This is a genomic window from Flavobacterium sp. P21 (genome assembly GCF_050632225.1).
In the GTDB taxonomy this organism is placed as follows: Bacteria; Bacteroidota; Bacteroidia; order Flavobacteriales; family Flavobacteriaceae; genus Flavobacterium.
Map to the genome: position 1 here is coordinate 255,482 of NZ_CP192585.1, position 25,648 is coordinate 281,129.

20 protein-coding genes and 3 pseudogenes are annotated in these 25,648 nt (G+C 34.5%); 6 read left to right on the forward strand and 17 right to left on the reverse strand.

What is annotated here, in order from left to right; all coding sequences use genetic code 11:
• Positions 1–53: 53 nt before the first annotated feature.
• The gene (locus tag ACQ9BO_RS01275) at positions 54–599 is read left to right on the forward strand and encodes a CvpA family protein (RefSeq protein ID WP_431243339.1); all 546 of its coding nucleotides are present in this window, start codon (positions 54–56) and stop codon (positions 597–599) included.
• Between the two features lie 176 nt (positions 600–775).
• Here ACQ9BO_RS01275 and ACQ9BO_RS01280 read toward each other — a convergent pair whose 3' ends face one another.
• From ACQ9BO_RS01280 to ACQ9BO_RS01320, 9 genes and pseudogenes are all read right to left on the reverse strand, one after another.
• The gene (locus tag ACQ9BO_RS01280; protein ID WP_431243340.1) at positions 776–1,759 is read right to left on the reverse strand and encodes a glycosyl hydrolase family 95 catalytic domain-containing protein; all 984 of its coding nucleotides are present in this window, start codon (positions 1,757–1,759) and stop codon (positions 776–778) included.
• A complete protein-coding gene (locus ACQ9BO_RS01285) occupies positions 1,681–3,093 on the reverse strand; it encodes a glycoside hydrolase family 95 protein (protein ID WP_431243341.1) in 1,413 nt (470 codons plus the stop codon). Before ACQ9BO_RS01285 ends, ACQ9BO_RS01280 begins: the two co-directional genes overlap by 79 nt.
• 249 nt (positions 3,094–3,342) lie before the next feature.
• On the reverse strand, positions 3,343–4,317 hold the full coding sequence (locus tag ACQ9BO_RS01290; RefSeq protein WP_431241922.1) for an integrase core domain-containing protein: 975 nt from the start codon (positions 4,315–4,317) through the stop codon (positions 3,343–3,345).
• 251 nt (positions 4,318–4,568) lie between these two features.
• Positions 4,569–6,515: a sialate O-acetylesterase gene (locus tag ACQ9BO_RS01295; protein ID WP_431243342.1), complete on the reverse strand. Its 1,947-nt coding sequence runs from the start codon at positions 6,513–6,515 to the stop codon at positions 4,569–4,571.
• A gap of 113 nt (positions 6,516–6,628) precedes the next feature.
• A complete protein-coding gene (locus ACQ9BO_RS01300; RefSeq protein ID WP_431245048.1) occupies positions 6,629–7,018 on the reverse strand; it encodes a fibronectin type III-like domain-contianing protein in 390 nt (129 codons plus the stop codon).
• Between the two features lie 30 nt (positions 7,019–7,048).
• Positions 7,049–7,788 (reverse strand): annotated as a pseudogene (locus tag ACQ9BO_RS01305) (glycoside hydrolase family 3 protein); the annotation flags it as partial.
• Positions 7,706–8,866 carry a glycoside hydrolase family 3 protein gene (locus ACQ9BO_RS01310; protein WP_431243343.1) on the reverse strand — a complete coding sequence of 387 codons (1,161 nt, stop codon included), beginning with the start codon at positions 8,864–8,866 and terminating at the stop codon, positions 7,706–7,708. The pseudogene ACQ9BO_RS01305 and the gene ACQ9BO_RS01310, both read right to left, overlap by 83 nt.
• 26 nt (positions 8,867–8,892) lie before the next feature.
• Entirely contained in the window at positions 8,893–10,923 is a 2,031-nt protein-coding gene (locus tag ACQ9BO_RS01315; protein ID WP_431243344.1) for a glycoside hydrolase family 97 protein, read from the reverse strand.
• A 99-nt stretch (positions 10,924–11,022) separates the two neighbouring features.
• Positions 11,023–13,469 (reverse strand): annotated as a pseudogene (locus tag ACQ9BO_RS01320) (glycoside hydrolase family 2 TIM barrel-domain containing protein).
• Positions 13,470–14,111: 642 nt separating this feature from the next.
• Here ACQ9BO_RS01320 and ACQ9BO_RS01325 point away from each other — a divergent pair.
• From ACQ9BO_RS01325 to ACQ9BO_RS01340, 4 genes and pseudogenes are all read left to right on the forward strand, one after another.
• Positions 14,112–14,795, forward strand: coding sequence for an NUDIX hydrolase (locus ACQ9BO_RS01325; protein WP_431243345.1), 684 nt, complete (start codon positions 14,112–14,114; stop codon positions 14,793–14,795).
• A gap of 163 nt (positions 14,796–14,958) precedes the next feature.
• Positions 14,959–16,756, forward strand: a pseudogene (gene lepA, locus ACQ9BO_RS01330) (translation elongation factor 4).
• Positions 16,757–17,018: 262 nt separating this feature from the next.
• Positions 17,019–17,636, forward strand: coding sequence for an outer membrane beta-barrel protein (locus ACQ9BO_RS01335; RefSeq protein ID WP_431243346.1), 618 nt, complete (start codon positions 17,019–17,021; stop codon positions 17,634–17,636).
• A gap of 111 nt (positions 17,637–17,747) precedes the next feature.
• Positions 17,748–18,707, forward strand: a complete 960-nt coding sequence (locus ACQ9BO_RS01340; protein ID WP_431243347.1) for a helix-turn-helix transcriptional regulator — start codon at positions 17,748–17,750, stop codon at positions 18,705–18,707.
• A gap of 49 nt (positions 18,708–18,756) precedes the next feature.
• Here the strand turns inward: ACQ9BO_RS01340 and ACQ9BO_RS01345 are convergent, their stop codons facing one another.
• A complete protein-coding gene (locus tag ACQ9BO_RS01345) occupies positions 18,757–19,257 on the reverse strand; it encodes a DinB family protein (RefSeq protein WP_431243348.1) in 501 nt (166 codons plus the stop codon).
• 45 nt (positions 19,258–19,302) lie between these two features.
• Entirely contained in the window at positions 19,303–19,785 is a 483-nt protein-coding gene (locus ACQ9BO_RS01350) for a DinB family protein (protein WP_132988654.1), read from the reverse strand.
• Positions 19,786–20,130: 345 nt separating this feature from the next.
• Here ACQ9BO_RS01350 and thiL point away from each other — a divergent pair, with 345 nt between their 5' ends.
• On the forward strand, positions 20,131–21,177 hold the full coding sequence (gene thiL, locus ACQ9BO_RS01355; protein ID WP_431243349.1) for a thiamine-phosphate kinase: 1,047 nt from the start codon (positions 20,131–20,133) through the stop codon (positions 21,175–21,177).
• An 86-nt stretch (positions 21,178–21,263) separates the two neighbouring features.
• Here the strand turns inward: thiL and ACQ9BO_RS01360 are convergent, their stop codons facing one another.
• The 6 genes from ACQ9BO_RS01360 to ACQ9BO_RS01385 all read right to left on the reverse strand — a co-directional run bounded on the left by ACQ9BO_RS01360 (position 21,264) and on the right by ACQ9BO_RS01385 (position 25,469).
• A complete protein-coding gene (locus ACQ9BO_RS01360; RefSeq protein ID WP_431243350.1) occupies positions 21,264–21,962 on the reverse strand; it encodes a response regulator in 699 nt (232 codons plus the stop codon).
• A complete protein-coding gene (locus ACQ9BO_RS01365; RefSeq protein WP_431245049.1) occupies positions 21,952–22,527 on the reverse strand; it encodes a sensor histidine kinase in 576 nt (191 codons plus the stop codon). Before ACQ9BO_RS01365 ends, ACQ9BO_RS01360 begins: the two co-directional genes overlap by 11 nt.
• A 78-nt stretch (positions 22,528–22,605) precedes the next feature.
• Complete coding sequence (locus tag ACQ9BO_RS01370) at positions 22,606–23,472, reverse strand: tetratricopeptide repeat protein (protein ID WP_431243351.1); 867 nt, start codon at positions 23,470–23,472, stop codon at positions 22,606–22,608.
• A gap of 64 nt (positions 23,473–23,536) precedes the next feature.
• Positions 23,537–24,007 carry a hypothetical protein gene (locus ACQ9BO_RS01375; RefSeq protein ID WP_431243352.1) on the reverse strand — a complete coding sequence of 157 codons (471 nt, stop codon included), beginning with the start codon at positions 24,005–24,007 and terminating at the stop codon, positions 23,537–23,539.
• A 98-nt stretch (positions 24,008–24,105) separates the two neighbouring features.
• A complete protein-coding gene (locus ACQ9BO_RS01380; protein ID WP_431243353.1) occupies positions 24,106–24,339 on the reverse strand; it encodes a hypothetical protein in 234 nt (77 codons plus the stop codon).
• Between the two features lie 176 nt (positions 24,340–24,515).
• Positions 24,516–25,469 carry a LytR/AlgR family response regulator transcription factor gene (locus ACQ9BO_RS01385; RefSeq protein ID WP_431243354.1) on the reverse strand — a complete coding sequence of 318 codons (954 nt, stop codon included), beginning with the start codon at positions 25,467–25,469 and terminating at the stop codon, positions 24,516–24,518.
• Positions 25,470–25,648 lie beyond the last annotated feature (179 nt).

A 25,648-nucleotide genomic window follows, 5' to 3' on the forward strand; every position in this document is an offset into this window, starting at 1 on the left:
TTTGAACCTTAAAAAAGATATATCTTTGCGCCACATTTAACATAAACCAAATCATGAGTTTTTTTGATATTATTGTTGGCGCGCTTTTAGGATATAGTTTGTACAAAGGAATCAAAAACGGGCTTTTTGTTGAAGTTGCTTCTTTTATTTCTTTGTTATTAGGAATTTATTTGGCGATTAAATTTTCGTCATTATTGACCGGAATGATATCAAAACATGTTTCTTGGAATCCGACAAATATTCAGATTACGGCTTTTATTCTGACTTTTATTCTAGTTGTAATTGGTATTTATTTTTTAGCTAAAATCTTGACCGGAATCGCTGATTTTGCGATGTTGGGTTGGATGAATAAACTTGGTGGCGGTTTTTTCAGAGTTTTAAAAACTATTTTGATCTTGAGCATTTTTATTGCTTTGTTCGAAAAAATAAACTTCAACAATACTTTTGCAAAACAAGAAACTTTAGACAAATCGATTTTCTACAATCCAGTGAAGAAAGTTGCCGCTTTTGTATTTCCATCAATTGAAAAATGGTACGAAACGTTTAAAAAAGAACATTCCGAAAAACCAGAAGAAGAAAAAGAACAGACAGAAAAATAATAGTCGTATTATTATAAGATTAGACCCGACAGGTTTTTGAAACTTGTCGGGTTTGTTATTAAAAAGCCTTAGCGAGGCGATATATTTATAGAAATTAAACCGTCCGAATGTTTATTTTATTCTATAAATATTTCGCTTCTCCGAAGCTTATCTACCTATAAATTAAAATACTATTTTTAAAAATTTATTTCTACGCTTTCTCCTTTTTTCAAAACAACTTCTTGTTTTTTATCTCCAAAAATCAAAGTTGTTTTTCCACCAATTTTAGAAGAAACTATTAGTTTTTGAATCGTTTTATTGCTCCAATTCATTTCAATTTCAAATCCGCCTCTTGCACAAATTCCTTTTACAGAGCCTTCTTCCCACGCATCTGGTAAAGCAGGAAGCAAACGGATTTCATTTTCATCAGATTGAACTAACATTTCGGCAACTGCGGCTGTACCACCAAAATTTCCGTCGATTTGAAATGGCGGATGCGCATCGAATAAATTCGGATACGTTCCTCCTCCTCGTCTTGGCTTGTCAGTTTTCTTTTTGTCTGGATCAACATAGCGCAATAATTCACGATACATTTTATACGCACGATTTCCGTCCCAAAGTCTTGCCCAAAGATTGATTCTCCAACCTTTTGACCAACCTGTTGTTTCGTCGCCTTTTATTTCGAGCGTTTTTCTTGAAGCTTCGGCCAAATCAGGTGTTTTTAATGGCGTAATATGATTTCCTGGAAAAAGTCCGAATAAATGCGATTGATGACGATGCTTAGGTTCGTTGTCATCCCAATCAAAATACCATTCTTGAAGATTTCCTTTTTTCCCAATTTGATACGGATGAAATTTCTCAAGCGCTTTTTCCAGTTTATCCCTAAAAGTGGCATCTGTATTCAATACTTTTGAAGCTTTTATGGTTTTGTCAAAACATTCGCGAATCATCGCCAAATCGGCAGTTCCTCCGTACAATGTTGCGCCCACAAAACCATCTGCCAATTTATATTGATTTTCTGGCGAAGTGGACGGCGAAGTAATTAGATTTCCGTTTTTATCAGTTACCAGCCAGCTCAAGCAAAATTCGGTCGCCCCTTTCATCAAAGGATAACCTTCTTTTTCAAATAGTTTACATCTTGTGTAAATGTATAATGTTCCCAAATATGCGTACTCAGCCATGCACCCGCAATTGGCCAGCATGCCCACATAGGTTCTTCTTTTCCAAATTGCCCAACCGGATTTGTCATTGCCCAAATATCTGAGTTATGAGCGACCACCCAGCCTTGATTTATTCCATAAAAAGTCTTTGCCGTCACTTTTCCGGTTACGGAAAGATTTTTTATAAAACTTAAAAGAGGCAAATGCATTTCTGAAAGATTGGTGTTTTCGGCCAACCAGTAATTTTCTTCCAAATTAATATTCATGGTATAATTACTGCTCCAAGGCGGATTTAAATATGGATTCCAAAGTCCTTGAAGATTTGCCGGAACACCAATTGTTCTTGAGGAACTAATCAATAAATAGCGTCCAAAATTGAAATACAGAATTTCAAGATTTTTATCTTCCTTTCCCTCAGCGTAGCGCAGTAAACGTTCGTCTGTTGGCAAATCTGGAGCGGAAGTTTTTCCAAGGTCTAAATCGACACGATTAAAGAATTTTTGATAATCGGCGATATGAGATTCTTTTATTTTATCGAATGGTTTTGCATACGCTTTATTCAAATTTTGCAAGGCATTTGTAATATCGTCTAAACCTTCGGTTGCCGGATTTTTGTCAAAACCATTAAAACTAGTTGCAACAGAAACAAAAATAATGGCTTCTGTAGCATCTTTTAAAGTCAAAGATTCTCTGGAACTTGTAATTTTTCCGTCTGTTTTTTTGATTTGGATCAAAGTCGTAAATTTTGTTCCTCTATCTTTTATGTTCAAATATTTTGGCAAAACGGTATATCCCGCATTTTCGTGAATTGGCGCGACACCCGTCATTACCAATATATTTCCTTTTACTTCTACATTTGACTGTAAAAGGCTTTTTAAATTAACATCAAAATTCAAAGCGCCTTTTTGATCGGCCGTTAATTTGATGATCATAATTTGATCTGGCGCTGATACAAAATATTCACGTGTGTATTTTATACCTGCCATTTCGTAACTTACTTTTGAAATTGCATTCGAAAGATCGAGTTCGCGATGATAATTTACCGCTTTTCCTTTTTCGGAATTATTGATTTCCAAAGTTCCTAAAGGCGCATATGATTCAGAGTTTTTGCCTTGAACTTTTTTGTTGAGTTCTTCTGCTAGTTTATAATTTTCGTTTTTTAATGCTTCGCGAATGGCTGGTATGTTTTTATAAGCTTCTGGACTCATATTGGCATTTACTGGTTCGCCTGACCAAAGTGTAATGTCATTCAAATCAATTTTATCTGAATTTGCGCCACTATAAACTGTCGCACCCATTTTCCCATTTCCTAAAACCAAGCTTTCTTCAAAAATTCTGCCGGTTGTTTGTACCACAAAACATGTTTCGATTGTGCCGAAATGTTTACGCAGTAAAATATAAGAAGTAAGATGAAAAATGTTTTTTTTATGATTTTGGGATTCATAGGATTATTGTTTTTGGTCATGTTTTTTACATCTGGTATTTCTGCAATCTTGTCATTCCGAGGAACGAGGAATCTTCGTTAGTAGCTCGACAAAGATTGAAGATTTACTTTGTGGAGTTTCTTGCGAAGATTCCTCGTTCCTCGGAATTGTAAAAGTCACTTATTTCGGTAACGGATTTATCATTTCAATTGGCTTTTTTCCATCGATTCCCTGATGTGGTCTTTCGTGATTATAATAATATAAATATTGTAATAATTCTTCTTTTAGCTCTTCTTGAGAATCAAAATCCGTGTCTCTTAATAAATCGTCTTCCAGAGTTCTCCAAAACCGCTCTACTTTACCATTTGTCTGTGGACGGTAAGGTTTTGTATATCGGTGCACGATTCCTAATTCCATCAGCATTCTTTCAAATGGATGGTTATTTTTGACTTTGCTTGTTTTAGGTCCAAATTCAGCCCCATTATCAGATAATATCTCTTCAAATTTTATTTCATAATGACTGCTTAGGATGTTTAAGCATTTTAATGACGCAAACATCACTGTTAAACTGGTAATGTCTGGAACTAATTCTGCCCAGGCAATTCGGCTGTAATCATCAATTACACAGACTAAATAGAGTTTTTTATTTTCTCCACGAATTATGCTTTTACTTAAATAATGACAATCAATATGACCCAGCTGTCCCATTCTTTCCTTGATTATTTTCTGATGATTCTTTTTAATCTTCGGAGTTAATCTATTTATTTTATGCCTTTTTAAAATATTATAAACTCCAGAATATGATGGTGCATGTTTTCCTAATTTGGGATTTAAGATACTAACAATTTCATATTTGTTGTTTCCTTTTTCTCTTAATTCGATTACTTTTTGTTCTATAAAAGGCAAAGGACGTCGGGTTTTATATTTTGGACCTCGCTTTTGAGGCAATAGATCCTGAGATTTCCCACTCTGTTTATAGCGATTATAATACTTTAAGAAACTTTTTCTGCACGTGTCATTTGCTGTGTAAAAATCCATCGCCTTTTTATAAAGTGGATGAGTTTTGTTTTTCACCTGCTCATATTCTTTTATCAAGAAACGATATTTCTCTAAATAGTTCCTCTCTAATGTACAATCTTGACTATTATTTCTCATCGTAACAAAATTTATTAAATTTAAATTTTGTTACCGAAATATCTAACCTTTACAGGAATGACAAAACTATCGCGTTAATCTTGCAATAACAAATAATTGTTCCTAACGGAAAATTTCTCATCACCTTTGTTAGCGTGAGGGATAGGAGCTGGCTACCGAAGTAGCGCGGATAGCCCGACGCTATTTACGAAAGGCGCACAATAAGCGGTTTGTTAAATAGCGCCTTTTGTAAATAGGGTCACGCCCAACTATTATTTACTCACTTTATATATTTCATTTGCCGTAATCATTTCCCAATTATCGGTTCTGAAAGGCGATGCTGGAAATTTTTCTATATTGAAAAGATTGATCTGCGTGTCGTCGTCTGCCCAGCCGTAATGAACTGCAACTGGATTTTGAACTTGATCACTTGAAACCATTATTTTATTGTCTTTGATTATCGCTTTCGCGGAATGAAAAACTTTGTCTGCGCCTGCGATTTCGAAACCTTTTAATTCATCGTTATTTGGCGTTGATAATCCGCTACCAATGTTATCAAAAGTCAATATAATTTGGTTTCCTTTTATCTGTTGAGATTTATATGTTGGTCCGCTGAAAACCTGTTTTTTGCCGTAAACATTATTTAATGCAATTGCCGCCAAACGAAGTCCAAAATCTTGTTTGTTTGTTGGGTGAATGTCTTTTGCATTTCCAATATCTGTGGTAACGGCCATTCCGGTATTTTTCAATTTTAAAGTTTCAGATTGTGCTTCTCGAAGTTCTGCCCAACGACTTCCTTTTTTGCTGTTTCCTCCATATTCATCGAAAGTCGATAATTGAACGAAGTAGAAAGGAAAATCACCTTGTTTGAACTTCGTTCTCCAATCTGTAATAAGTAACGGAAATGCTTTTTTATATTGATTGGCTCGCCAAACATTGGTTTCTCCTTGATACCATAAAACACCCTCGATTGCGTAAGGAACCAGCGGATTTACCATTGCGTTGTACAATAATGACGGATAACTATTTGGTGACAAAGCTGTTTTTACCACAATTACTCTGAATTTCCATTTTCCGTCAAGCGGAATATTTTTGTCGCCTAAAGTCAATTTTAAATCTTCTGATTCTCCGTAGATGCCTCCGCCTCCGCCGTTATCGACAATTCTCACGGCAATAACATTTTTTCCTTCTTTTAAAACATTTTCGGGTATTTGATAAATACGTCTGGCATCATATTGGAAATTTTTCCCGACTTCAATTCCGTTTACATAAGTAATGTCTTCGTCGTCAATTTTTGCCAAACTTAAAGTTGCTTTATTTTTAATATCTTCTGCTGAAAATGTGATTGTTTTTCGCATCCAAACTACGCCGTCTAAATCGCCAAGATGCTGACTTTCCCAAATACTTGGCGTGTTTAATTCGCCCCAAGAAGTATCATTAAAAGAAAGTTCTTTAAAAGTATTTTCATTTGATGTATTTACTGGAGTTCCTTGAATTTTTTCGATTCTTTCCTTCATTCGGTTTGCATACAATTTTGAAATAGAATCGACATTCATAACGGGAACATCGGCAATCATGGATTTAAATTCAGGGCTTTTTTCAAATGCTTCACGGCTTGTCCAAGTTTCAACATTGGTTCCGCCCCAAGAAGTATTGATGATTCCGATTGGGATTTTTAATTCGGCATATAATTTTCTGGCGAAATAAAATCCGACAGCGGTGAAATTACCAACTGTTTCTTTATTTGAAACTTCCCATTTTCCGGCTTTTAAATCGTCTTTTGGTTTTCCACTAAAATCTCGCTCAACACCAAAATGACGAATCAACGGATAATCGGCATTATTCATTTCGTTTTCTGCGTCGATGGTTTTAGAAACCTGAAATTCCATATTCGATTGTCCGCCGCAAATCCAGACTTCTCCGACTAAAACATTTTTAATCGTGATTTTATTTTTTCCAATGATAGAAAGTTCAAAAGGCCCGCCGGCTTTTTCAGCATCTAAATTGACAATCCATTTTCCGTTTTTATCGGCTTGTGTTTTTTTGATTTGTTTGTTGAAATGAATTTCTACTTTTTCATTGGCATCGGCAAAACCCCAAACCGGAATTGTCTTGTTGCGTTGCAAAACCATTCCGTCTGAAAATAGTAACGGCATTTTGACATTGGCATTTGCAATTATGCCACATAGAAGTAAAAAAAGGATTGCGATTTTTTTCATTTTTTCTAATATAAAATTAAAACCATATAAGGAATATAAGTGATTTTAAGCTAGCGATGAGGCCGAACTTAATTCACTTATATTCCTTATATGGTAAATTTACTGTTTTCTTCTTACTGAATTGTTAAAGCAATCTCAGTTTTGATATCTCTAGATGAATTTCCGATTTTCAGCGTATATTTTCCTGGTTCAACTGTCCATTTTTTTGCTGAAACATCATAATATGCTAATTCTTTTACTGGAATTTGGATGGTAACTGTTTCTGAACTTCCAGATTTAACTAATACTTTTTTGAAACCTTTTAGTTCTTTTGAGGCACGAGCTACTTTTGAATCTGCTTTTGAAGAGTATATCTGAACAACTTCTTTTCCGTCAACCTTACCTGTATTTTTTACATCAACAGAAATCGAAATTGTTTCATTTGAAGCATATGAAGTTTTATCTGTTTTTCCATTTTCCAAAGCAAAAGTAGTGTATGATAATCCGTAGCCAAAAGGAAACAATGGCGCAATATTTTTGGTATCAAACCAACGGTATCCAATTAGAAGTCCTTCAGCATAATTAACTGATTTTCCTCCTGGGAAACTGTTTGTAGCATGCGCAGGCGAATCCATAATATTTTTTGGCATTGTCCAAGGCAATTTTCCTGACGGATTTACTTTTCCTAAAATGACATCGGCCAAAGCATTTCCTCCTTCAGATCCATTAAACCAGCTCCAAACTACCGCAGGCGATTTTTGAGTAATTTCTCCAATATCAAACGGAGCTCCGGCAACAAAAACTACTATTGTTCTCGGATTTACGGCCAAAACTTTTTTGATTAATTCTGCTTGTCCAAAAGGCAAATGCAAATCTCTTCTATCAGAAGCTTCCGTTTCGTAATCACGATTTGAACCTGCAAAAATTACCGCAACATCAGACTTTTTAGTCGCTTCAACCGCTTCCTGAACTTTCGCCGGATCTAATTCATCAATAGTTACTGGACCATTCAAAGTAATATCACCTAACTTTCCTTTATTTTTTTCGTCGTAACGCTCTAAATAACCTTCCGCATAATTGATCTTTATAGAAGATGGAAGTCTGTTTTTCAAACCTTCAAGCGGTGTAACTTCTCTTTTGTTTTTACTCCGGCACCAAATCCACCAAGAGAATTTTTCTTCATCGCATTGTTTCCAATAACGGCAATAGATTTAACTCCGTCCAATTTTAAAGGCAATGCATTGTTGCTGTTTTTCAACAATACAATATCTTCTGCTCGCAATTTTGTAGGCATCTTGGTAATGCGCTTCTGTTGCAATACTTCCTTTAGTTCGGTCTTTTGCGCCCATTGCTTTTACTTGGAACAAAACTCGTAAAATGCGTTTTACATGCAGATCAATTTCTGTCTCTGCAATTTCTCCCGCTTTTACGGTCGCAATTAATTTATCTGCTAAGAAAAATTCGTTGAATGGTTTTGGAGTTCCCATTTCAATATCCAATCCGCTTTTTAGTGATTTTACTGTTGAATGCACCGCGGCCCAATCTGAAACGACAACGCCTTTAAATCCCCATTCGTCACGAAGAATTTTATTCAGCATATAATCGTTTTCACATAAATATTCTCCTCTAAATTTATTGTAAGCGCCCATTATTGCATACGCTTTTGCTTCTTTTACCGAAGCTTCAAATGCCGGAAGATAAATTTCGCGCAGTGTACGTTCATCCATTTGAACATCTACAAAATCACGATTGGTTTCCTGATTGTTTGCCGCATAATGTTTTACGCACGCCATTACATCTTTTTCCTGTAAACCAACAATCAAAGGCACGGCGATTTTTTTATTCAAAAACGGATCTTCAGACATGTATTCATATGTTCTTCCGCCAAGTGGCGTTCTGACCATATTTATTGCTGGCGAAAGCAACATGTCTTTATCTCTTGCACGTAATTCTTCTCCTAAACTATTTCCGAAGGTATGCGCCATTTCAGCATTCCAAGTTGCCGCTAAACCTCCACCTGCAGGATAATAGGTTGCAAAATCATTTGTTAATCCGGCTGGCGCCCAGTTGTCTCTCGAAATTTCCTCACGGACTCCAAGTGGACCATCTGCCATTTTTAATTCGGGAATACCCAAATGTTCTACCGCGCCTGTACTGAACATACTGTTTCCGTGCAACATTCCAATTTTTTCCTCAAGCGTCATTTGAGAAATCAGTTTATCTATTTCGGCATCGTGTTCTGATCCGATTTCTTTTCCTTTATATTCCTCCGTTTGAGCTGTTTCTGAAACTTCAGATTTTGCATCATTTTTGCAAGAAGCAAATAATACAAAAGCCAGAGTCGCCGACAGGTATATCATTTTGTTTTTCATTGATTGTGGTTTTTAGTTTTTGATAGTTATGATTTTAAAAATCTAAAATAATTATATTTTTTGAACCTAATTGCTGTTCCTCCTGCGCCACCTAAACCTAATTTTAGTGAATCTGAAGCTTTTACTGTTTTCTTTGAAATTGTAACAGCCTCTGGGTTGTGTTTTTGATCAGTTTTTTCTGCATCAGCATAAATCTGTGCTTCGTAATTTGCATTGGAATCTAAGAAAGAAAGTGAAATTTCAAGCTCTCTTGGGTTTTCATTTGTAAGGCTTCCCAAAAACCAATCATCGCTGTTTCTGTCTTTTCGGACTATTGTAATGTATTGACCAATTTCTCCGTTTAATACTTTTGTATCTTCCCAATCCGTCGGAACATCTTTTAAAAATTGTAATGCTGGTTTTCCTTCGTAATTTTCTGGAAGATCGGCCAACATTTGAATTGGAGAATAAATCGTTACATACAAAGCCAATTGTCGCCTGACTGTTCCCTGAATTCTTTTTCCAGGATAACCTTGTTTTACCTCAACATCAAAAATTCCTGGTGTAAAATCCATTGGACCAGAAAGCAATCTTGTAAACGGAATAATGCTTAAATGATTTGGCGGATTTCCTTCGCTCCAAGCATTATATTCTTGTCCGCGCGCCGCTTCTCTTGAAACCATATTCGGAAAAGTTCTTCTTTCTCCTGTATCTTTTATTGATTCATGATATAAAACGGCTAAATCATATTGCGCCGCTTTTTCTAAAATGTATCTGAAATAATTTACTCCAAACTGCCCGAAGTGCATTTGTTTCATATTCAATTTAGAACCTACGTGACCAATTTTTACCGTATGAATTCCAAGTTTTTTGTATAATTCAAAACCATCATCAACTTGTTTTAAATAGTTGATTAAGTTTGAGCCTGTTTCGTGATAACCAATTAATTCGATATTCTTTTTCTTTCCGTACTCAACTACTTTTTCTAAGTCAAAATTGTCAGCACTTTTTGTGAAACTAAACATGTGCATACGGTTTTCATACCAGCCCGGCGTCCAGCCTTTGTTCCAGCCTTCGATCAATAAATGATGGAAACCTTCTTTTGCTGTAAAATCGATGTATTCTTCAGCATGTTTTGTAGTTGCACCTTGTTTGTCGCTTTCCCAAAAAGTATATTTCCCGATGTGCATTCCCCACCAAATTCCTAAATATTTATAAGGTTTGAAATAAGTATTTGTATTTTTTAATTTGTTTGGTTCGTTTAGGTTTAAAACCAAATAAGAAGTAATCAATTCTCCCGGATTTTCGCCAATTTGAATAGTTCTCCAAGAAGAAGTAAACGAATCTTTTACACGAACTTTTACGCCATCAGCCCAAGGCACTAAATCCGATTTTAATTCGGTTCCTTTATTATTTACTAAAGTCATGCTCGCGAAGTCAACCAAATTTGCTTCGTGAAAACTCAAAGCCAAACCGCTTTTGCTTTCAATTGTTAGCGGAGTCAAAACTGTATCTAGGGTACTTACAGGCGCATCTTTAAAAAGATATTCGTCGCGGTTTTCTCGGTTTGCCGGAATCCACCACGCTTTTCCATCTTCTTTCAAATTAAAAGTTGTTTTTTCATCCATGATGAAAATACTGTCTTTTACATTTTGTTTTGGATAAACATATCGAAAAGCTACTCCATCGTCGAAAGCGCGAAATTGAATTTGTAATTTTCTTTTATTCCCCGTTTTTTGTTGCAAATCGACTACCAATTGATTGTAGTGATTTCTGATGTTTTTCTTTTCTCCCCAAACTTGTTCCCAAATTTCGTCAAAAGTCGAAGTTTTAGTTCCTTTTATTTCGAAGTTTGAACTTAGGTTTTCATTTCCTTTTAAAACAAATCCCATATCTGATGAAGAAATCACTTCGGTCTTCCCATGAGAAACGGCATATTTTGGAGCATTTTGTACCAACTCAAATTTGATTTTATTCAATCCATTTGGTGATGCCAATTCGTAAGCGTCTTTCTTTTTCTGACTGTATCCAATCGAAACTGAAAGCAATAAAGCCGGAAGAATAAAATGTTTTTTCATGATATTTTTTTGTTTTTTAATAAATCGGACGGAATTAGGCTTCCGCCCGATTTAAAACTCAATAAAAACTTATTTTTAATATTCGCTACTTATCCTATTTTATTCGGCAGTAATTACAATTGTTGCAGATTTTAATCCGTTTGCTTTAGCGGTTAATTCCACTCTTCCAGATTTAGTATCCGATTGCACAATTACTAAACATTTTCCGTTCAAAGCGGTATGTTTTGAACCTTTATACGATTCATGACTTACCGGATCTCCACTGCAAACGCCCACTATTTTTCCGTTTCCTTTTAAAGAGAAGTTGATTTCGTTATTTGCATTTGGAGCCAAAGTTCCGTTTGCATCCAAAATATCAACTGTAACAAATGACAAATCATTCCCATCCGCTTTAATGGTGCTTCTGTCTGCGGTCAATTTTAGATTTGAAGGATTTCCAGCTGTTTTGATTTCTTTTTCTAAAACTACTTTTCCATCTTTACGAGAAACTGCTTTTAAAGTTCCTGCTTCAAAAGGAATTCTCCACATTACGTGTAAATCATCTCCTTTTTTGCTTCTTTTTCCAACTGATTTTCCGTTTACGAAAAGTTCAACCTCATCGGCTTTATTATAATACGCCCAAACATCAACCGTTTGTCCTGGTTTCCAGTTCCAATGCGGAAAAATATGAAGAACAGTTTTATCTGTCCATTCACTTTGATACATATAATAAACGTCTTTCGGGAAACCGGCCAAATCAACAATTCCGAAATACGAACTTACCGATGGCCATTCATAAGGAGTTGGTTCTCCGATATAATCGAAACCTGTCCAAATGTACATTCCGGAAAGATAATCGTGTTTTTTAATGACTTTCCAAGTTGCTTCATGCGTAGAACCCCAAGGCGCCTGAACCTGATCATAAGCCGAAACAGTGTTTCCTGGATTTCCATCTGTAAATTTAAGATCCCAACGAACTGGCCATTTTTTTACAACATCAGAAACATTATCATAATAACCTCGTGTTTCTAATCCCGAAGTTGTTTCAGTTGCGATGAAAGGTGTTTTTGGGAAATTTTCTTTGTGATGTTCGTAAGTCTGATGTGCATAATTGTACCCGATTAAATCCAAAACTCCAGAAGCCGCAATTGGATTCACCTGAACATTCTTTTTCTCAAACTGCAACGTCACCTCATCTATATTCATATTAACTGGCGGATTCATCGCCGCCGTAATTGGTCGAGTTTTATCATTTAAACGCACAATCTCAGCTAGTTCTTTAGCAATTTTCACACCTTCATCACTCCATTGTTCCGGAATTTCATTTCCAATACTCCAAATAAAAATACTTGGATGATTGCGGTCGCGACGCAATTGATCATTTAAATCTTGTCTGTGCCATTTGTCCCAATCATTTGCATAATCGTATTTGGTTTTGTTTTGTTTCCACATATCAAAAGCTTCATCCATAACAATGAAACCCGTTTTATCGCAAAGGTCAAGAAGTTCTGGAGCGGGTGGATTATGAGAAGTTCTAATTCCATTTACACCCATTTCTTTCAGGATTTCCAATTGACGTTCGATTGCGCGAGTATTGATGGCAGAACCTAAAGGCCCCAAATCATGATGCATGCAAACTCCTTTGATTTTAACTTGTTTTCCATTTAAGATAAAACCTTTGTTCAAATCGAATTTAAATTCTCTGATTCCGAAAGCGGTTTTATATTGGTCAACAACTTTACCATCAACAATAATTTCTGTAACTGCGGTATACAATTCCGGTTTTTCTATTGACCATAAAATTGGCGAATCAACTTGTGCTTTTACATTTAAAATTGTTCCTCTTTTTGAAGTAAGAGTCATATCTATAATATCAGCTGACGCTACCTTTTTATCATCTTTATAAATAGTAGTTTCTAGTGTGAACTTCTTTGATTTTGAATAGTCATTCTGAATTCGAGTTTCAATATTTATTGAAGCATTTTGAGCTGTAACTTTTGGAGTAGTAATATATGTTCCCCAATTTTCAACATGAAGCTTATCTGTAGTTTCTAGCCAGACATTTCTAAAAATTCCAGAACCCGAATACCAACGTGAATTCGGTTGTTTTGAATTGTCAACCTTTACAATTATTTCATTTTCTTTTTCTCCGTAATTTAAATACTGAGAAATTTGATATTGGAAACCAATATAGCCATTCGGGCGTTTTCCTAAATAATGTCCGTTTACCCAGACTTCGCTGTTTTTGTAAACGCCATCAAAAGTGATTGAAATTATTTTTGCACTGTCTTCCGCGACGACCTTAAATGTTTTTTTGTACCAACCTAAACCACCGTTCAAAGAACCTCCGCCATATCCGGCCGGACTTTTTCATCAAATTTCCCTTCTATGCTCCAATCGTGAGGAACATTTAAAGTTCTCCATTTTGTTGTGGTTCCAATAGTATCTTTATCGACAATGCTGTCATTGAGATGAAAACTCCAATCAGAATTAAAAGAAACTTTTCGGTTGCTGAAAGCCTCTTCGTTTTTCTTGCATGAACTGAATAATGTAATTACTGCCAACATTAATAATGTCAGGCTACTGCTTAGATATTTTCTTTCATTCTTCATTTTGATATGATTTACAGATTTTTTGAAAAACAAATATAAACATACCAATAAGTCACTGTATCAATCACCTACCGGTTCGTTTCATATTCAAGCAATAGGGCTTTAGTTTCTAGCGAAAAAACAATTAGACAAGTCCTCAACCTGCATGCTTTTATATCTCACAAAAGCCAAACGCAATGATGTAGAAGTAATTTTCAGCAACTCCTCATTGATGACCTGAATTTTATCCACTTTTATATCAATCAATTTCCATCAAAACAAAGCACTTTTGAAATTCAAAATCAAAATAAATTTATCTTATGGTAAATTTGACTACAAGTGTAAAACTTTTTTATACATTAGCAAAATATTAAGCCTATTTTTTTACATTTCTGATTTATATTCAGTTAACACCAACAATTTAACAATCAATTCATCTAAAAACGAAATATTAAATAATAAAAATCTACCGTATGAAATTAATGGTAGTGAAAAACAACATTAGGTTTCGCACCGAGCCGCAAAATTGTATAAATTTGACCTTGAGATTTATAATAGGCTCACTTGAAAAGAATTTAATTTCGAATTTTAACTTGTTAATGCAAAAAAATTAGGCAAATGGATAACGGCACTGCTGTAAATGGCATTACAATTGACTGTGTAATTTTCGGATTTAATAAAGCAAATCTGGAAATTCTTTTAGTGCAACATGCCGAAGGAGAAAGTGTTGGGAAATGGGGTTTGTTAGGTGGCTATCTTAGAAAAGATGAAAGCGCAGATGAAGCCGCACAGCGAATCGTTTATGAGCTTACTACGCTAGACAACATTTATTTGGAACAATTGAAAGCTTTTACTGATCCAAAGCGTGTCAGCGAAAGACGTGTTGTGACTATTGGTTATTATACTTTAGTAAACCGCGAAGACTATAACATCAAAGCAAGTCAAAAGGTTATTGAAGCAAAATGGTATAAAATCAATGAAATTCCAGATTTGATTTTTGATCATAACGAAATTTTTGATTTCAGTTTGATGCAATTGCAAAACAGAGTTCGTCAAGCGCCAATAGGTTTTAATCTTTTACCCGAAAAATTCACTTTATTGCAGTTGATGCATCTCTATGAAGAAATTCTCGGGATTGAATTGGACAAATCAAATTTCAGAAGAAAAATTCTGCATATGAAACTCCTTGTTGCGCTTGATGAGAAACAACAGGATGTTTCGCATCGAGCCGCAAAACTCTATAAATTCGACCCAGACATTTACAAAAAACTGACTGAAAAAGGTTTTAATTTTGAATTTTAGGGTTTGTTTTGAATTTCGGTGGCCAACTATCGGGCAACTCCATTTCAGAATCCAAAACTTTGCGCTATCTTTGCGCCTTAATAACATACACTAAAGCAATTGTTGCAGTGTAATTTATACCCAAAAAAAGACTTAAACTCGATTAGAGAACTGATATATACAAATGAAGAAGATACGTAATTTTTGCATTATTGCACACATTGACCATGGTAAAAGTACATTAGCAGACCGATTACTAAGTGCTACACAAACCGTTACAGCCCGTGAAGAAAAAGCGCAATTGCTTGACAACATGGACTTGGAGCGCGAGCGTGGTATTACCATTAAAAGTCATGCCATTCAGATGGAATACAAATACAAGGGCGAAGAATATATCTTGAACTTAATTGACACTCCGGGTCACGTTGACTTTTCATATGAAGTTTCACGATCTATTGCCGCTTGTGAAGGTGCACTTTTGATTGTTGATGCTCGCACAAAGTATTCAGGCACAAACGATTTCAAACTTATATTTAGCTCTTGAAAACGACTTGGAAATTATTCCGGTTTTAAATAAAGTCGATTTGCCAAGTGCTAATCCAGAAGAAGTTAGTGATGATATTATCGATTTGCTTGGATGTAAATTAGAAGATATTATTCATGCTTCGGGAAAAACTGGTTTTGGTGTTGAGAACATTCTTGTCGCCATTATCGAAAAAATTCCTGCTCCAAAAGGAGATCCAGAGGAACCATTGCAGGCTTTAATTTTTGACTCGGTTTACAATCCATTCCGTGGAATTGAGGTAATCTTTAGAGTTGTAAATGGCGAAATCAAAAAAGGCCAGAAAATTAAATTCATGGCAACTGACAACGAATATTTTGCTGACGAAATCGGAACTTTAAAACTTAATCAAGTTCCTAAAAATGTAGTTTCAGCAGGAGACGTTGGTTATTTGATTTCTGGAATTAAAGAAGCTCGTGAAGTAAAAGTTGGTGATACGATTACAGATGCAAAAGTTCCGACAACAAATATGGTTGCTGGTTTTGAGGATGTAAAACCAATGGTATTTGCCGGAATTTATCCTGTTGATACAGAAGATTACGAAGACTTACGTTCTTCAATGGAAAAATTACAATTGAATGACGCTTCATTAGTTTTTACTCCTGAAAGTTCTGCGGCATTAGGATTTGGTTTCCGATGCGGATTCTTAGGAATGCTTCACATGGAAATCATCCAAGAACGTTTAGAGCGTGAGTTCGACATGACTGTAATTACAACAGTTCCTAACGTTTCGTATTTGGCTTACACTAAGAAACACCCAGAAACGCCAATCGTTGTAAACAACCCATCAGATTTACCAGAGCCTTCAAAACTTGACAGAGTTGAAGAGCCTTTTATTAAAGCAACAATCATTACAAAAGCTGATTTCGTTGGAAACGTAATGAGTTTATGTATCGAAAAACGTGGTTTGATTACCAACCAAACATATTTAACAACAGAAAGAGTTGAATTGAATTTTGATATGCCTTTGGCGGAAATTGTATTCGATTTTTACGATCGTTTAAAAACGGTTTCTAAAGGCTATGCTTCTTTCGATTACTCTCCTATCGGAATGAGAACTTCGAAATTGGTTAAACTTGACGTTCTTTTGAATGCTCAAACAGTTGATGCCCTTTCTGCTTTGATTCACGAAGACAACGCGTATAATATTGGTAAAAAAATGACCGAGAAATTACGTGAATTGATTCCGAGACAGCAATTCGACATTCCGATTCAAGCCGCAATTGGAGCAAAAATTATCGCTCGTGAAACAATTAAGGCACTTCGTAAAGACGTTACCGCAAAATGTTACGGTGGAGATATTTCGCGTAAGCGTAAACTTCTTGAAAAACAGAAAAAAGGTAAAAAACGTATGCGTCAAGTAGGTAACGTTGAGATTCCGCAAGAAGCATTTATGGCTGTTTTGAAACTTAACGACTAGATTTTTTTATTTAGAAAAAAGAATAAAGAGACAAGATTATAGACTAAAACCCGATGACGAAAGTTGTCGGGTTTTTCGTTTTATTTTAACAATTAATTGACTATCAAATAGTTAAAAATAAAACGATTTTAAGTAATCCTAATCCTACTTATTAAAGAAAAATATCATAAATATCTGATTTTTAACGCGTTTAATCGAGCTTAAAGTTAATTTTCTATTAGAATTTGTATTTTTAATCCTACAACTTTAAAACTATAAGATTATGAAAACCAAATTTTCAATTGTTCTAGCTTTATTTACTTTTTGCTTTGCTAATGCACAACAAGAAGATCAGGTTAATTCGGAAATGAATTCTGCAAAAGGTATCACCTTTGCTCATGGTGATATGTTTATCGAAGGTGCTTTGCAAATTGCTACTGGAGGCGACCGCGATTATTATGCTTTTAATCCTAAATTTGGATATTTCTTGAATGACAAATTTGCCGTTGGAGGACAAATTAGTTTTTCAAGTGACAAATACGAATCTACTGATACAAAAACCAATATTTTTGGCATTGGTGGATTTGCAAGATATTATGTATTGGAACTCGATAAAAAACGTTTCAAAGCCTATGGCGAAGCCGGATTAGGTTATGGTCGAAACAAAATAGAAGACAATACTGGCTCCGATGACAGCAATAGTCTTACTGCCAATATTAATGTTGGCTTAAATTATTTTGTGACCAAAAACATTGCTGTAACTTTCGTTTTAGCTAATATACTTACTTACAACAGCGTTTCTCCTGAAAATGGGCCATCATCCAATACATTTGAATTAAATATCAACTTGTTTAACAATATATTTACACAACCAAAGTTTGGGCTTTTGTATAAATTTTAATTCTAATAAGAATTTACACATAAAGCTGTTCCAAATTGGGACAGCTTTTTTATTTCTTGTAAACTTTAACCTTAGTATCTTTGAATCTTAGTATCTAAGAATCTTAAAAAAATGCTCGACGAAACTCCAAAACGATTTGACCGAATTGTTGCCATTCTTATTCAATTGCAATCTAAAAAAATTGTAAAAGCACAGGAATTGGCTGATCGTTTTGATTGCAGTCTGCGAACGATTTATCGAGATATTCGAACTCTTGAAGCTTCAGGGGTCCCTATTTACAGCGAAGCTGGAGTTGGTTATGCTTTGATGGACGGCTACAGATTGCCTCCTGTGATGTTTACGCGTGAGGAAGTCAGCAGTTTTATTGCCGCTGAAAAATTAATGCAAAAATTTACTGATCCGTCTCTTGGGAGTCATCACGCCTCGGCGATGTATAAGTTAAAATCGGTTTTAAGAAGTACTGACAAAGATTATCTTTCGAACATTGAATCGAGAGTCGTGATGCAAACTGCCGAACCTATGTTTAATGACAGTTCGCCAAATACTTTAGCAGTTCTTTTTGAAGGTATTGCTGAGAAAAAGCAAATTCTCCTTACGTATAAAACCTTTGAAAAAGACGAAACTACGCGACGAAATTTAGAGCCCGTTGGTGTATTTCACGACAATAATAATTGGTATTTTCTCGGATATTGTCATTTACGACAAGATTATCGCCAATTCAGAACCGACCGTATTCAGGAAATTAAAAAGACAGAACTTGACTTTACGATTGAACACGATGCTTTGGAAACTTATTTGACCAAAACAGAAAATTGCCCAACAACAAAAGTGAGAATCTTAGTCGATAAGAAAATTGCGAGATATTTGGCAACAGAACGCAAATATCATGGCTTCGTTTCAGAAAAAGAAATAGGCGATCAAATTGAAATGACTTTTATGTCTCGAAGCATCGAAGAAGGCTTTCCGCGTTGGTTTTTGATGTTTGGTGACTACGCTACAATCCTAGAGCCTGAAAGGCTAAAAACTAGAACTTTAGAATTACTAGAAGTCAACAGACAAAGGCTTTTATAGAAAAAAATCTCCTAAAGAAACTAAGTTGCATTAGGAGATTTTTTTGTTTTTATTTCTGATTTTTTACAACATTGTAAAAATTATAATCGGTGTTTGACGCATCTGTAATGCCTACATTTCTACCGATCGTTACAATTTGTCCGCGATGATAAGTTCCGTGATTGATGACCTGAAGCAAATAATCTGCAATTGGCAATTCACATTCAAACCACGGATTAACGATTTTAATTTCTCTACTCAAATCTTCTTCCGACAATGAATTAATAAAATGCTTCAATTTTGTAGATGAATTTAATAAACCTTCAAAGATTTCTTCTTTCGATAACTCATTTTCCGGTTTCTTTTTAAACATATCGGTTTCGGAAATAACCGAAAACCAATATTCTTCTGTTGACCAAATATGATCTAATGTTTTTACAATAGTCGAAAAACTCGAAGGTACTTCTGCATATAGCAATTCATCAGATTTCGGCGAAAGCCAATTCACAAATTGCTGGTTTACCCATAAATTATAATCTGCATAATTTGACATTAATTTTTTTAAACTCATAGCCGTTAATTTTAGATTTTGAATAAAGTTACAACGAATTGCTAATTATCTTTCCCAGAAAAATGGCGGTTCAATATTTAAAGCTCTCAAATATACGTAAGCTTGACCACGGTGATGCACTTCATTATCAATAAAATACAAGATATTCTGAATGATTGGAAATTCATATTGCCCAAAAAGATTAAAGTTTTCGCTAAAATCTTCAATTGATAATTGTTCCCAATATTTATTGATTTCCTCAGTTGCTTCGTCCCATTTTTCAAGATATTGTGCTTTAAAAATCAATTTTTCTCCACTTTCTTCATTGTAAGGCTCACTTGTTCTGTTCACGATTCCTTTTAATGCAGGAACTGCGATTGCCAAAAGCTCATCAACTAGTTTTGAAAAAGGGCGCATGCCACCAATTGAAAACTCGAAAAAATCTTTCTCAGGAAAAAGCTCTATCAAACGACGCGTTAATGCGCGGTGCCCTTGCCAGTGTTTCAATAAATCTTCTGAAGTGATTACTTGTGCTTCTAATGTTTTCATGATTTTAAAGTTTTAAATTTTTAATACTTCAAAAGTAAGATGGGCTGGTGACAACAGTTTGTCAGCAGGAAAAAAATATTTTTAAAAATATTTTTTTCCTGCTGTAGAGACGCATTTCAATGCGTCTCACACAACGTAACCCCATTTTTTTAACAATACACAATACCCTCCTTTGCGCAGACGCATTGAAATGCGTCTCATACAACGTAACCCCATTTTTTTAACAATACACATACCCTTCTTTGCGTAGACGCATTGAAATGCGTCTCTACAGGCAAAAACTTTGTACTTTTATAAATAAAAACCTTTGTACCTTTGCCCCTTAAAACTTTGGAACTTAAAAAAATGATTGAAGATAAAAATCCACAACGTACCAGCATAGCTCAATTAGGTGAATTTGGACTAATTGACCATTTAACGCGAAATTTTGATGTTACTCAAGAATCGACTTTAAAAAGTATTGGTGACGATGCGACAGTTTTAGATTTTAAGGACAAAAAAACCGTTGTTTCTACTGATTTATTGATCGAAGGTGTACATTTTGATTTGGCTTACATGCCTTTAAAGCATTTAGGCTATAAATCAGTAGTTGTAAATCTTTCTGATATTTGTGCTATGAATGCGAAACCAACACAAATTACAGTTTCTGTTGCTGTTTCCAATCGTTTTCCGTTAGAAGCATTAGAAGAATTATTCGAAGGAATTACGCATGCCGCAAAAGAATACAAAGTTGATGTTGTTGGCGGCGACACTACCTCATCTCAAAAAGGATTAATTATCAGCATCACCGCAATTGGTGAAGCCGATGAAAATGAAATTGCCTACAGAAATGGAGCCAAACAAACTGATTTATTAGTTGTAACCGGAGACATTGGCGCGGCCTATATGGGATTGCAGGTTTTAGAACGCGAAAAACAGGTTTTCCAGGTAAATCCAAACAGCCAACCCGATTTAGACCCTTATACTTATTTGGTCGAAAGACAATTGAAACCTGAAGCACGCACAGATGTTCGCACACTTTTGCACGCGCTTGAGATAAAGCCAACTTCAATGATTGATATTTCTGACGGATTATCATCTGAAATTATTCATATCTGCAAACAATCAAAAGTGGGTTGTAATTTATACGAAGATAAACTGCCTTTGGATCCTCAATTTATTTCGACTTGTGAAGAATTCAATATTGACAGCACAACAGTGGCAATTAATGGCGGAGAAGATTACGAACTTTTATTTACAATTGACATTAATGATTTTGACAAGATAAAAGGAAATCCAAACTTTTCAATTATCGGCCATATGACAGAAGAAAACGAAGGAATTCACCTTGTTACTCGTGCCAATACAAAAATTGCTTTAAAAGCCCGAGGATGGGATGCTTTGAGTGAATAAACTTTTAAAATCTTAAATAAAAAATTCCAAATTCCAACTGTTAACTCAGTTATTGGAATTTGGAATTTCTTTTTTAGGAATTCTTCTTAGAAAAGTCCTTTACTTTTAGCTTCTCTAACAAGTTCTTCATCAGATCCGCTTCTTATTTTAAGCAACTCTTTCAAATTGAGTTTTCGTTTTTCAATTGCCGCAAAAGAAATTGGTATATAATGCGACATTTCTTCTGTTCGTGTTCCTTTTGACAAATGAAATAAAATCTGTTTATCAAACTCATCAATTTCAATTGAATTATGAGGCGACTGATTCAGCATCTTAACTACTGACTGACTGTAATATTTTTCATTCTTCATTACTTTATCAAAAGCAAAAAGAAGCTCGTCAAAAGTCAAATCGTTTTTAATAATAAGTCCGTTTGGATTGATTGTCCGTATAATCGTCTTGATTTTCAGAAGCTCGGTGTACATTGTAAGCAAAATTATTTTACAATGTGGCATCTTTTTTAAAATCAATATTGCCAAATCTTCTCCAGAATAAAGCTCTTTCTCTTCGTAGGCTGGCATGCTGATATCTAAAAAAGCAATGTCAAAGTTTGGAGTTGCTTCGCGTTCAAGCAAATCATAAGCAGATCTGCAGTCATAAGCCTGGGCAATATGAAAATCATATTCTTTCGGGTTATAACGCGTAATAGCATTTTTGTATCCCTCAATAATAAAGGGATGATCGTCGACAATTAAAATATTTCGCGTGATTAAGTGCGAAATCGGAGCTGTTAAATCAAATGTCATTATTATGCAGGTTAATTTTTTGATCGATTGGGACTTTAACAACGAGAAGTGTTCCTTCTCCTTTCGCAGATTTTATAGTAACTATACCCTTACATTCTGTTGCTCTATATTGAATATTATGCAATCCGATTCCATTTTTGGCTTTTTTTGTATTAAAACCTTTTCCATCATCTGCAATAGAGAGAACTAAATGATTTATTTCACTTTTAAATTCAACTACAATCTTTTCGGCATCAGCATATTTATTGCAATTTTGAAGTGCCTCTTGTATAATTCTGTACAAATTAATCTTGACCGCATTACTAACAAGATCCCATTTTATATGAGAATCAAATGTCGTAATTAATTTTGAATCATACGTGTTTCTCTGATTTTCAAATAGTTTCATCAAGATTGCAACAAAATTATTAATTAATTCCGACTTTTCTCTATTTAAGTCATGCGAAATTTCACGTATGTCTTCTTCAATATGTTTAAGTTCTGTCAAATATTTTTTCTTTTTTGCCGTGACTTGCGCTTCATCGACTTTATCAAGACTGTCCAAACTAATTCGCACTCCAAACATTCGGCCCAAAACGCCGTCGTGCAATTCTTGCGCAACCTTTTTCTTTTCCCTTATTCGGGTTGATTCAATTTCATTTTGTCACGAAATCATCAAGTTGTAAATATCTTCGTTTGCAATTTGTTGCCGCTGTTTAAAAAGCAATTCTCTGTTTTTTGCTTGTTGTGTCTTATAAACATAAAAAAACAAACCAACCAAAGTACAAATACTAAAAACATAAATCAGCGTCCTATTTTTTTCCTGAAGATTCGAATTTTGATCTTTTATTTCATTGGTTTCATATTCGATTCTAGAAAATTTCTCTCCCATTTTTCGCTCAGATTTGAGCATCTTTTCATTCAAATTAAAATATTCTTTAGAATAAACAGATGCCTTTTTGGGATCGACAACAGCAATTTGCTTAAGCGCTTCCAAAGTATTTTTTCCAATGCCTAAACTACGCGCTAAAACCAATGCTTGCTTTGAAAACTGAATAGCTTTAAAAGTATCTTTTTCAAAAGCATAAAACTCAGACAAGTGAATTCTGCTCAATATTGACGCTGATTTTAGACCTAAACTGTCTCTAATTGTCAAAGCTCTTTCAAATTGGTCTGGAAGTCCTTTAAAATCTCTTAATTTAAATTTGGAATAGGCAAGATTATCCAATAACATTGCATACAAAACGTTTTTTTCCTGAAATAAATTTTTCTGATTTAGTCCTTTTTGAAAATATTGTTTTGCTTGCTCATAATCATTCAAATTAATATAAACAAAACCAATATTATTCAATGAAGTTGCTTCTAACTGCAATTCTGAGGGAATTGTTTTATCCTTTAAAACAGCTATTGCCTTTTTATGAAATTCCAAAGACTTGTCATATTCTTCCCTATCATTATATAAAATCCCTAAAAGATTATAACAATCGTAAAGAAGATCATTTACATTATTTTGCTTTTTTAGAAGACTCAAAGCTTTAAAAACTCCGATTTCGCTTTCAAAAAATCCCCTTCATTATACTGAAGGCTAGCCTTACTTAAATAAGTCTGCGCCAAATTGTATTGATCATTAATCCTGATATAAATTTTTTGAGCTTTAAAAAATTCAGGAATGCACTATCAGGAATACTTTGTGCACCATAAAAATCTCCCAAATAAGTATAAGCTTTTCCAATACTTACAGAGTCTTTTGCACTAATTGAACGTTCTAAAATCAATTTTGATATATCACGATATGATTCTAGATCTTTCATATTGTAATATCTATTAGCAACCTTAAACAAATTGGCTCTATTTATAGAATCGTTATTCTCATCGATTATAATAGAAAAGGCTTTTTTCGCATATTTCTGTTTCAATTCATAAGGCAAATTGATGTCATTTGCTAAAGACAAATAAGTTTTCAGACTGTCTTCTGCCGAAACAGTTGCTTTGTCTAGGCTTGTTTTCTTGTTGCACCCCAATAAGATGAGTACTAAAAACAATACTATTTGTGAAGTTTTTTTCAATGTCTGTTTTTGAATTTTACCAAAAATAATAAAACTACAGACACAAAAAAAGGCTGTCCTCATTTGGCGACCTTTTTTTGTATAATTAAACTTGGTTCTTAGTCAAGTTTTATAGTGTTTCCTAGAGATTGTCTGTCTTGACGAAATCCTTCAGATTGGTTGTTTTTTAAATCATTAGTCGTAGTATGAAAGTCAACTTTTCTATCACGTCCTGTAGACTGTCCACCACCGATAATAGTATCTTGTTCTGTTAAAGAAGTTACTGGAGTCGCGAAAGAAGTTGCAACTACTACTAAAGAAAATAATCCGAATGTTAAAGCTGTTTTTTTCATGACCTGAGGTTTTAAATGTTTTTGATTTTTTTGTCTTTGGGGCTGACCGCTCTCTGCGAATCGATGATGTAAAATTATACCCATTGACAAAAAAATTTACATGAAAAATGGAGTTTATGGTAGATCATGCCCAAATGATAGTCAGTGGACGTCAAATTCATGTAAACACTTAATATTTAGACCTCTATATAATTTCCTGCGGTAAAATTGGCAATTATTAGATCAACATTTCCTTTGTAAGTTTTGGAAAAAGGAATCTTTTTAGGAGAGTTTTTAATGTAACAAACTGAGTTTCCGTTATGAATACGAGAAATGTAATTTTGGTTGATGATGTAACTATTGTGAATACGTATAAACGGATGTACTAAAATACTTTCAAAATGCTTTAAGGTTTTGAAAGCCGTCACCATTTCGCCTGAACTTAAGTAAATATCTGTTGAATTATTATCGGCTTGGAAATAACAAATATCTGCCGCATTCATATAACGATAATCGCCATATGATTTTATACAAAGTATTAATGGCCTTTCGATAATTTGTGGCACTTGCACTTCTTTGACAACTACTGACGCTTCTTCTTTTTCGGCAATTTGATCCTCTTCCTCATTTAAAGGCATTATTTCGACAGCTGAGGCGCTTTGTTTCAAAATCTCGACCTCTGGGTCAATTTCAAAATTTTTATGCTCGTTTGCCCCTAAAAACGATTTTTCGAGTTTCAAAAGTGTTTTTACTACATCTACATGCGTTAATGGCTTGATAACATAATCAAAAACGCCGTATTGAATTGCGTCAAAAGCAAAATCTTTTTTAGAAGTTGTAATAATGATTTTCGGAATAACCGTTAAAAACCGATACAATTCTCCAATAAAAGCTAAAGACAAATTACTTTGCGTATTTTCTGAGTCAATTTCTAAGAAAACGAAATACGGCCTGTGCTCTAAAACCAAATTCAGCCCGTGCTGATAATTCGTAGCCGAGGCTATAAAAGTTAATTCTGAAAAACCCTCTGCAACAATTCTGGTTTTCAAAACACTCTCAGCGTCATTGTCAATTATGATGTACGAATATTTTTTCAATTTGGTTTTAATCAATTTTAAAAATGAATCATCGCATTTTTGCAATCTATTCATTTTCCAATTTTTGTGTATGATGCGCAATTAAATTTACGCAATTCATTTATGCAAACATTTCATTGTTAACACATTACATCAAAATGTTAATACATAATGATGAAATGCAAAAATGTTCGACGAAATGCACTTTTCAAATGTAAAAAAATCCCAAACTCCAGCTAGGAATTTGGGATTTA

Bases quoted from the DNA above. Each gene is read 5' to 3' on its own strand.
- ACQ9BO_RS01275 (WP_431243339.1), top strand. From the start codon at position 54: ATGAGTTTTTTTGATATTATTGTTGGCGCGCTTTTAGGATATAGTTTG.
- ACQ9BO_RS01280 (WP_431243340.1), bottom strand. From the start codon at position 1,759: ATGGCTGAGTACGCATATTTGGGAACATTATACATTTACACAAGATGT.
- ACQ9BO_RS01290 (WP_431241922.1), bottom strand. From the start codon at position 4,317: ATGAGAAATAATAGTCAAGATTGTACATTAGAGAGGAACTATTTAGAG.
- ACQ9BO_RS01295 (WP_431243342.1), bottom strand. From the start codon at position 6,515: ATGAAAAAAATCGCAATCCTTTTTTTACTTCTATGTGGCATAATTGCA.
- ACQ9BO_RS01310 (WP_431243343.1), bottom strand. From the start codon at position 8,866: ATGAAAAACAAAATGATATACCTGTCGGCGACTCTGGCTTTTGTATTA.
- ACQ9BO_RS01315 (WP_431243344.1), bottom strand. From the start codon at position 10,923: ATGAAAAAACATTTTATTCTTCCGGCTTTATTGCTTTCAGTTTCGATT.
- ACQ9BO_RS01325 (WP_431243345.1), top strand. From the start codon at position 14,112: ATGGATAACGGCACTGCTGTAAATGGCATTACAATTGACTGTGTAATT.
- ACQ9BO_RS01335 (WP_431243346.1), top strand. From the start codon at position 17,019: ATGAAAACCAAATTTTCAATTGTTCTAGCTTTATTTACTTTTTGCTTT.
- ACQ9BO_RS01340 (WP_431243347.1), top strand. From the start codon at position 17,748: ATGCTCGACGAAACTCCAAAACGATTTGACCGAATTGTTGCCATTCTT.
- ACQ9BO_RS01345 (WP_431243348.1), bottom strand. From the start codon at position 19,257: ATGAGTTTAAAAAAATTAATGTCAAATTATGCAGATTATAATTTATGG.
- ACQ9BO_RS01350 (WP_132988654.1), bottom strand. From the start codon at position 19,785: ATGAAAACATTAGAAGCACAAGTAATCACTTCAGAAGATTTATTGAAA.
- thiL (WP_431243349.1), top strand. From the start codon at position 20,131: ATGATTGAAGATAAAAATCCACAACGTACCAGCATAGCTCAATTAGGT.
- ACQ9BO_RS01360 (WP_431243350.1), bottom strand. From the start codon at position 21,962: ATGACATTTGATTTAACAGCTCCGATTTCGCACTTAATCACGCGAAAT.
- ACQ9BO_RS01365 (WP_431245049.1), bottom strand. From the start codon at position 22,527: ATGTTTGGAGTGCGAATTAGTTTGGACAGTCTTGATAAAGTCGATGAA.
- ACQ9BO_RS01380 (WP_431243353.1), bottom strand. From the start codon at position 24,339: ATGAAAAAAACAGCTTTAACATTCGGATTATTTTCTTTAGTAGTAGTT.
- ACQ9BO_RS01385 (WP_431243354.1), bottom strand. From the start codon at position 25,469: ATGAATAGATTGCAAAAATGCGATGATTCATTTTTAAAATTGATTAAA.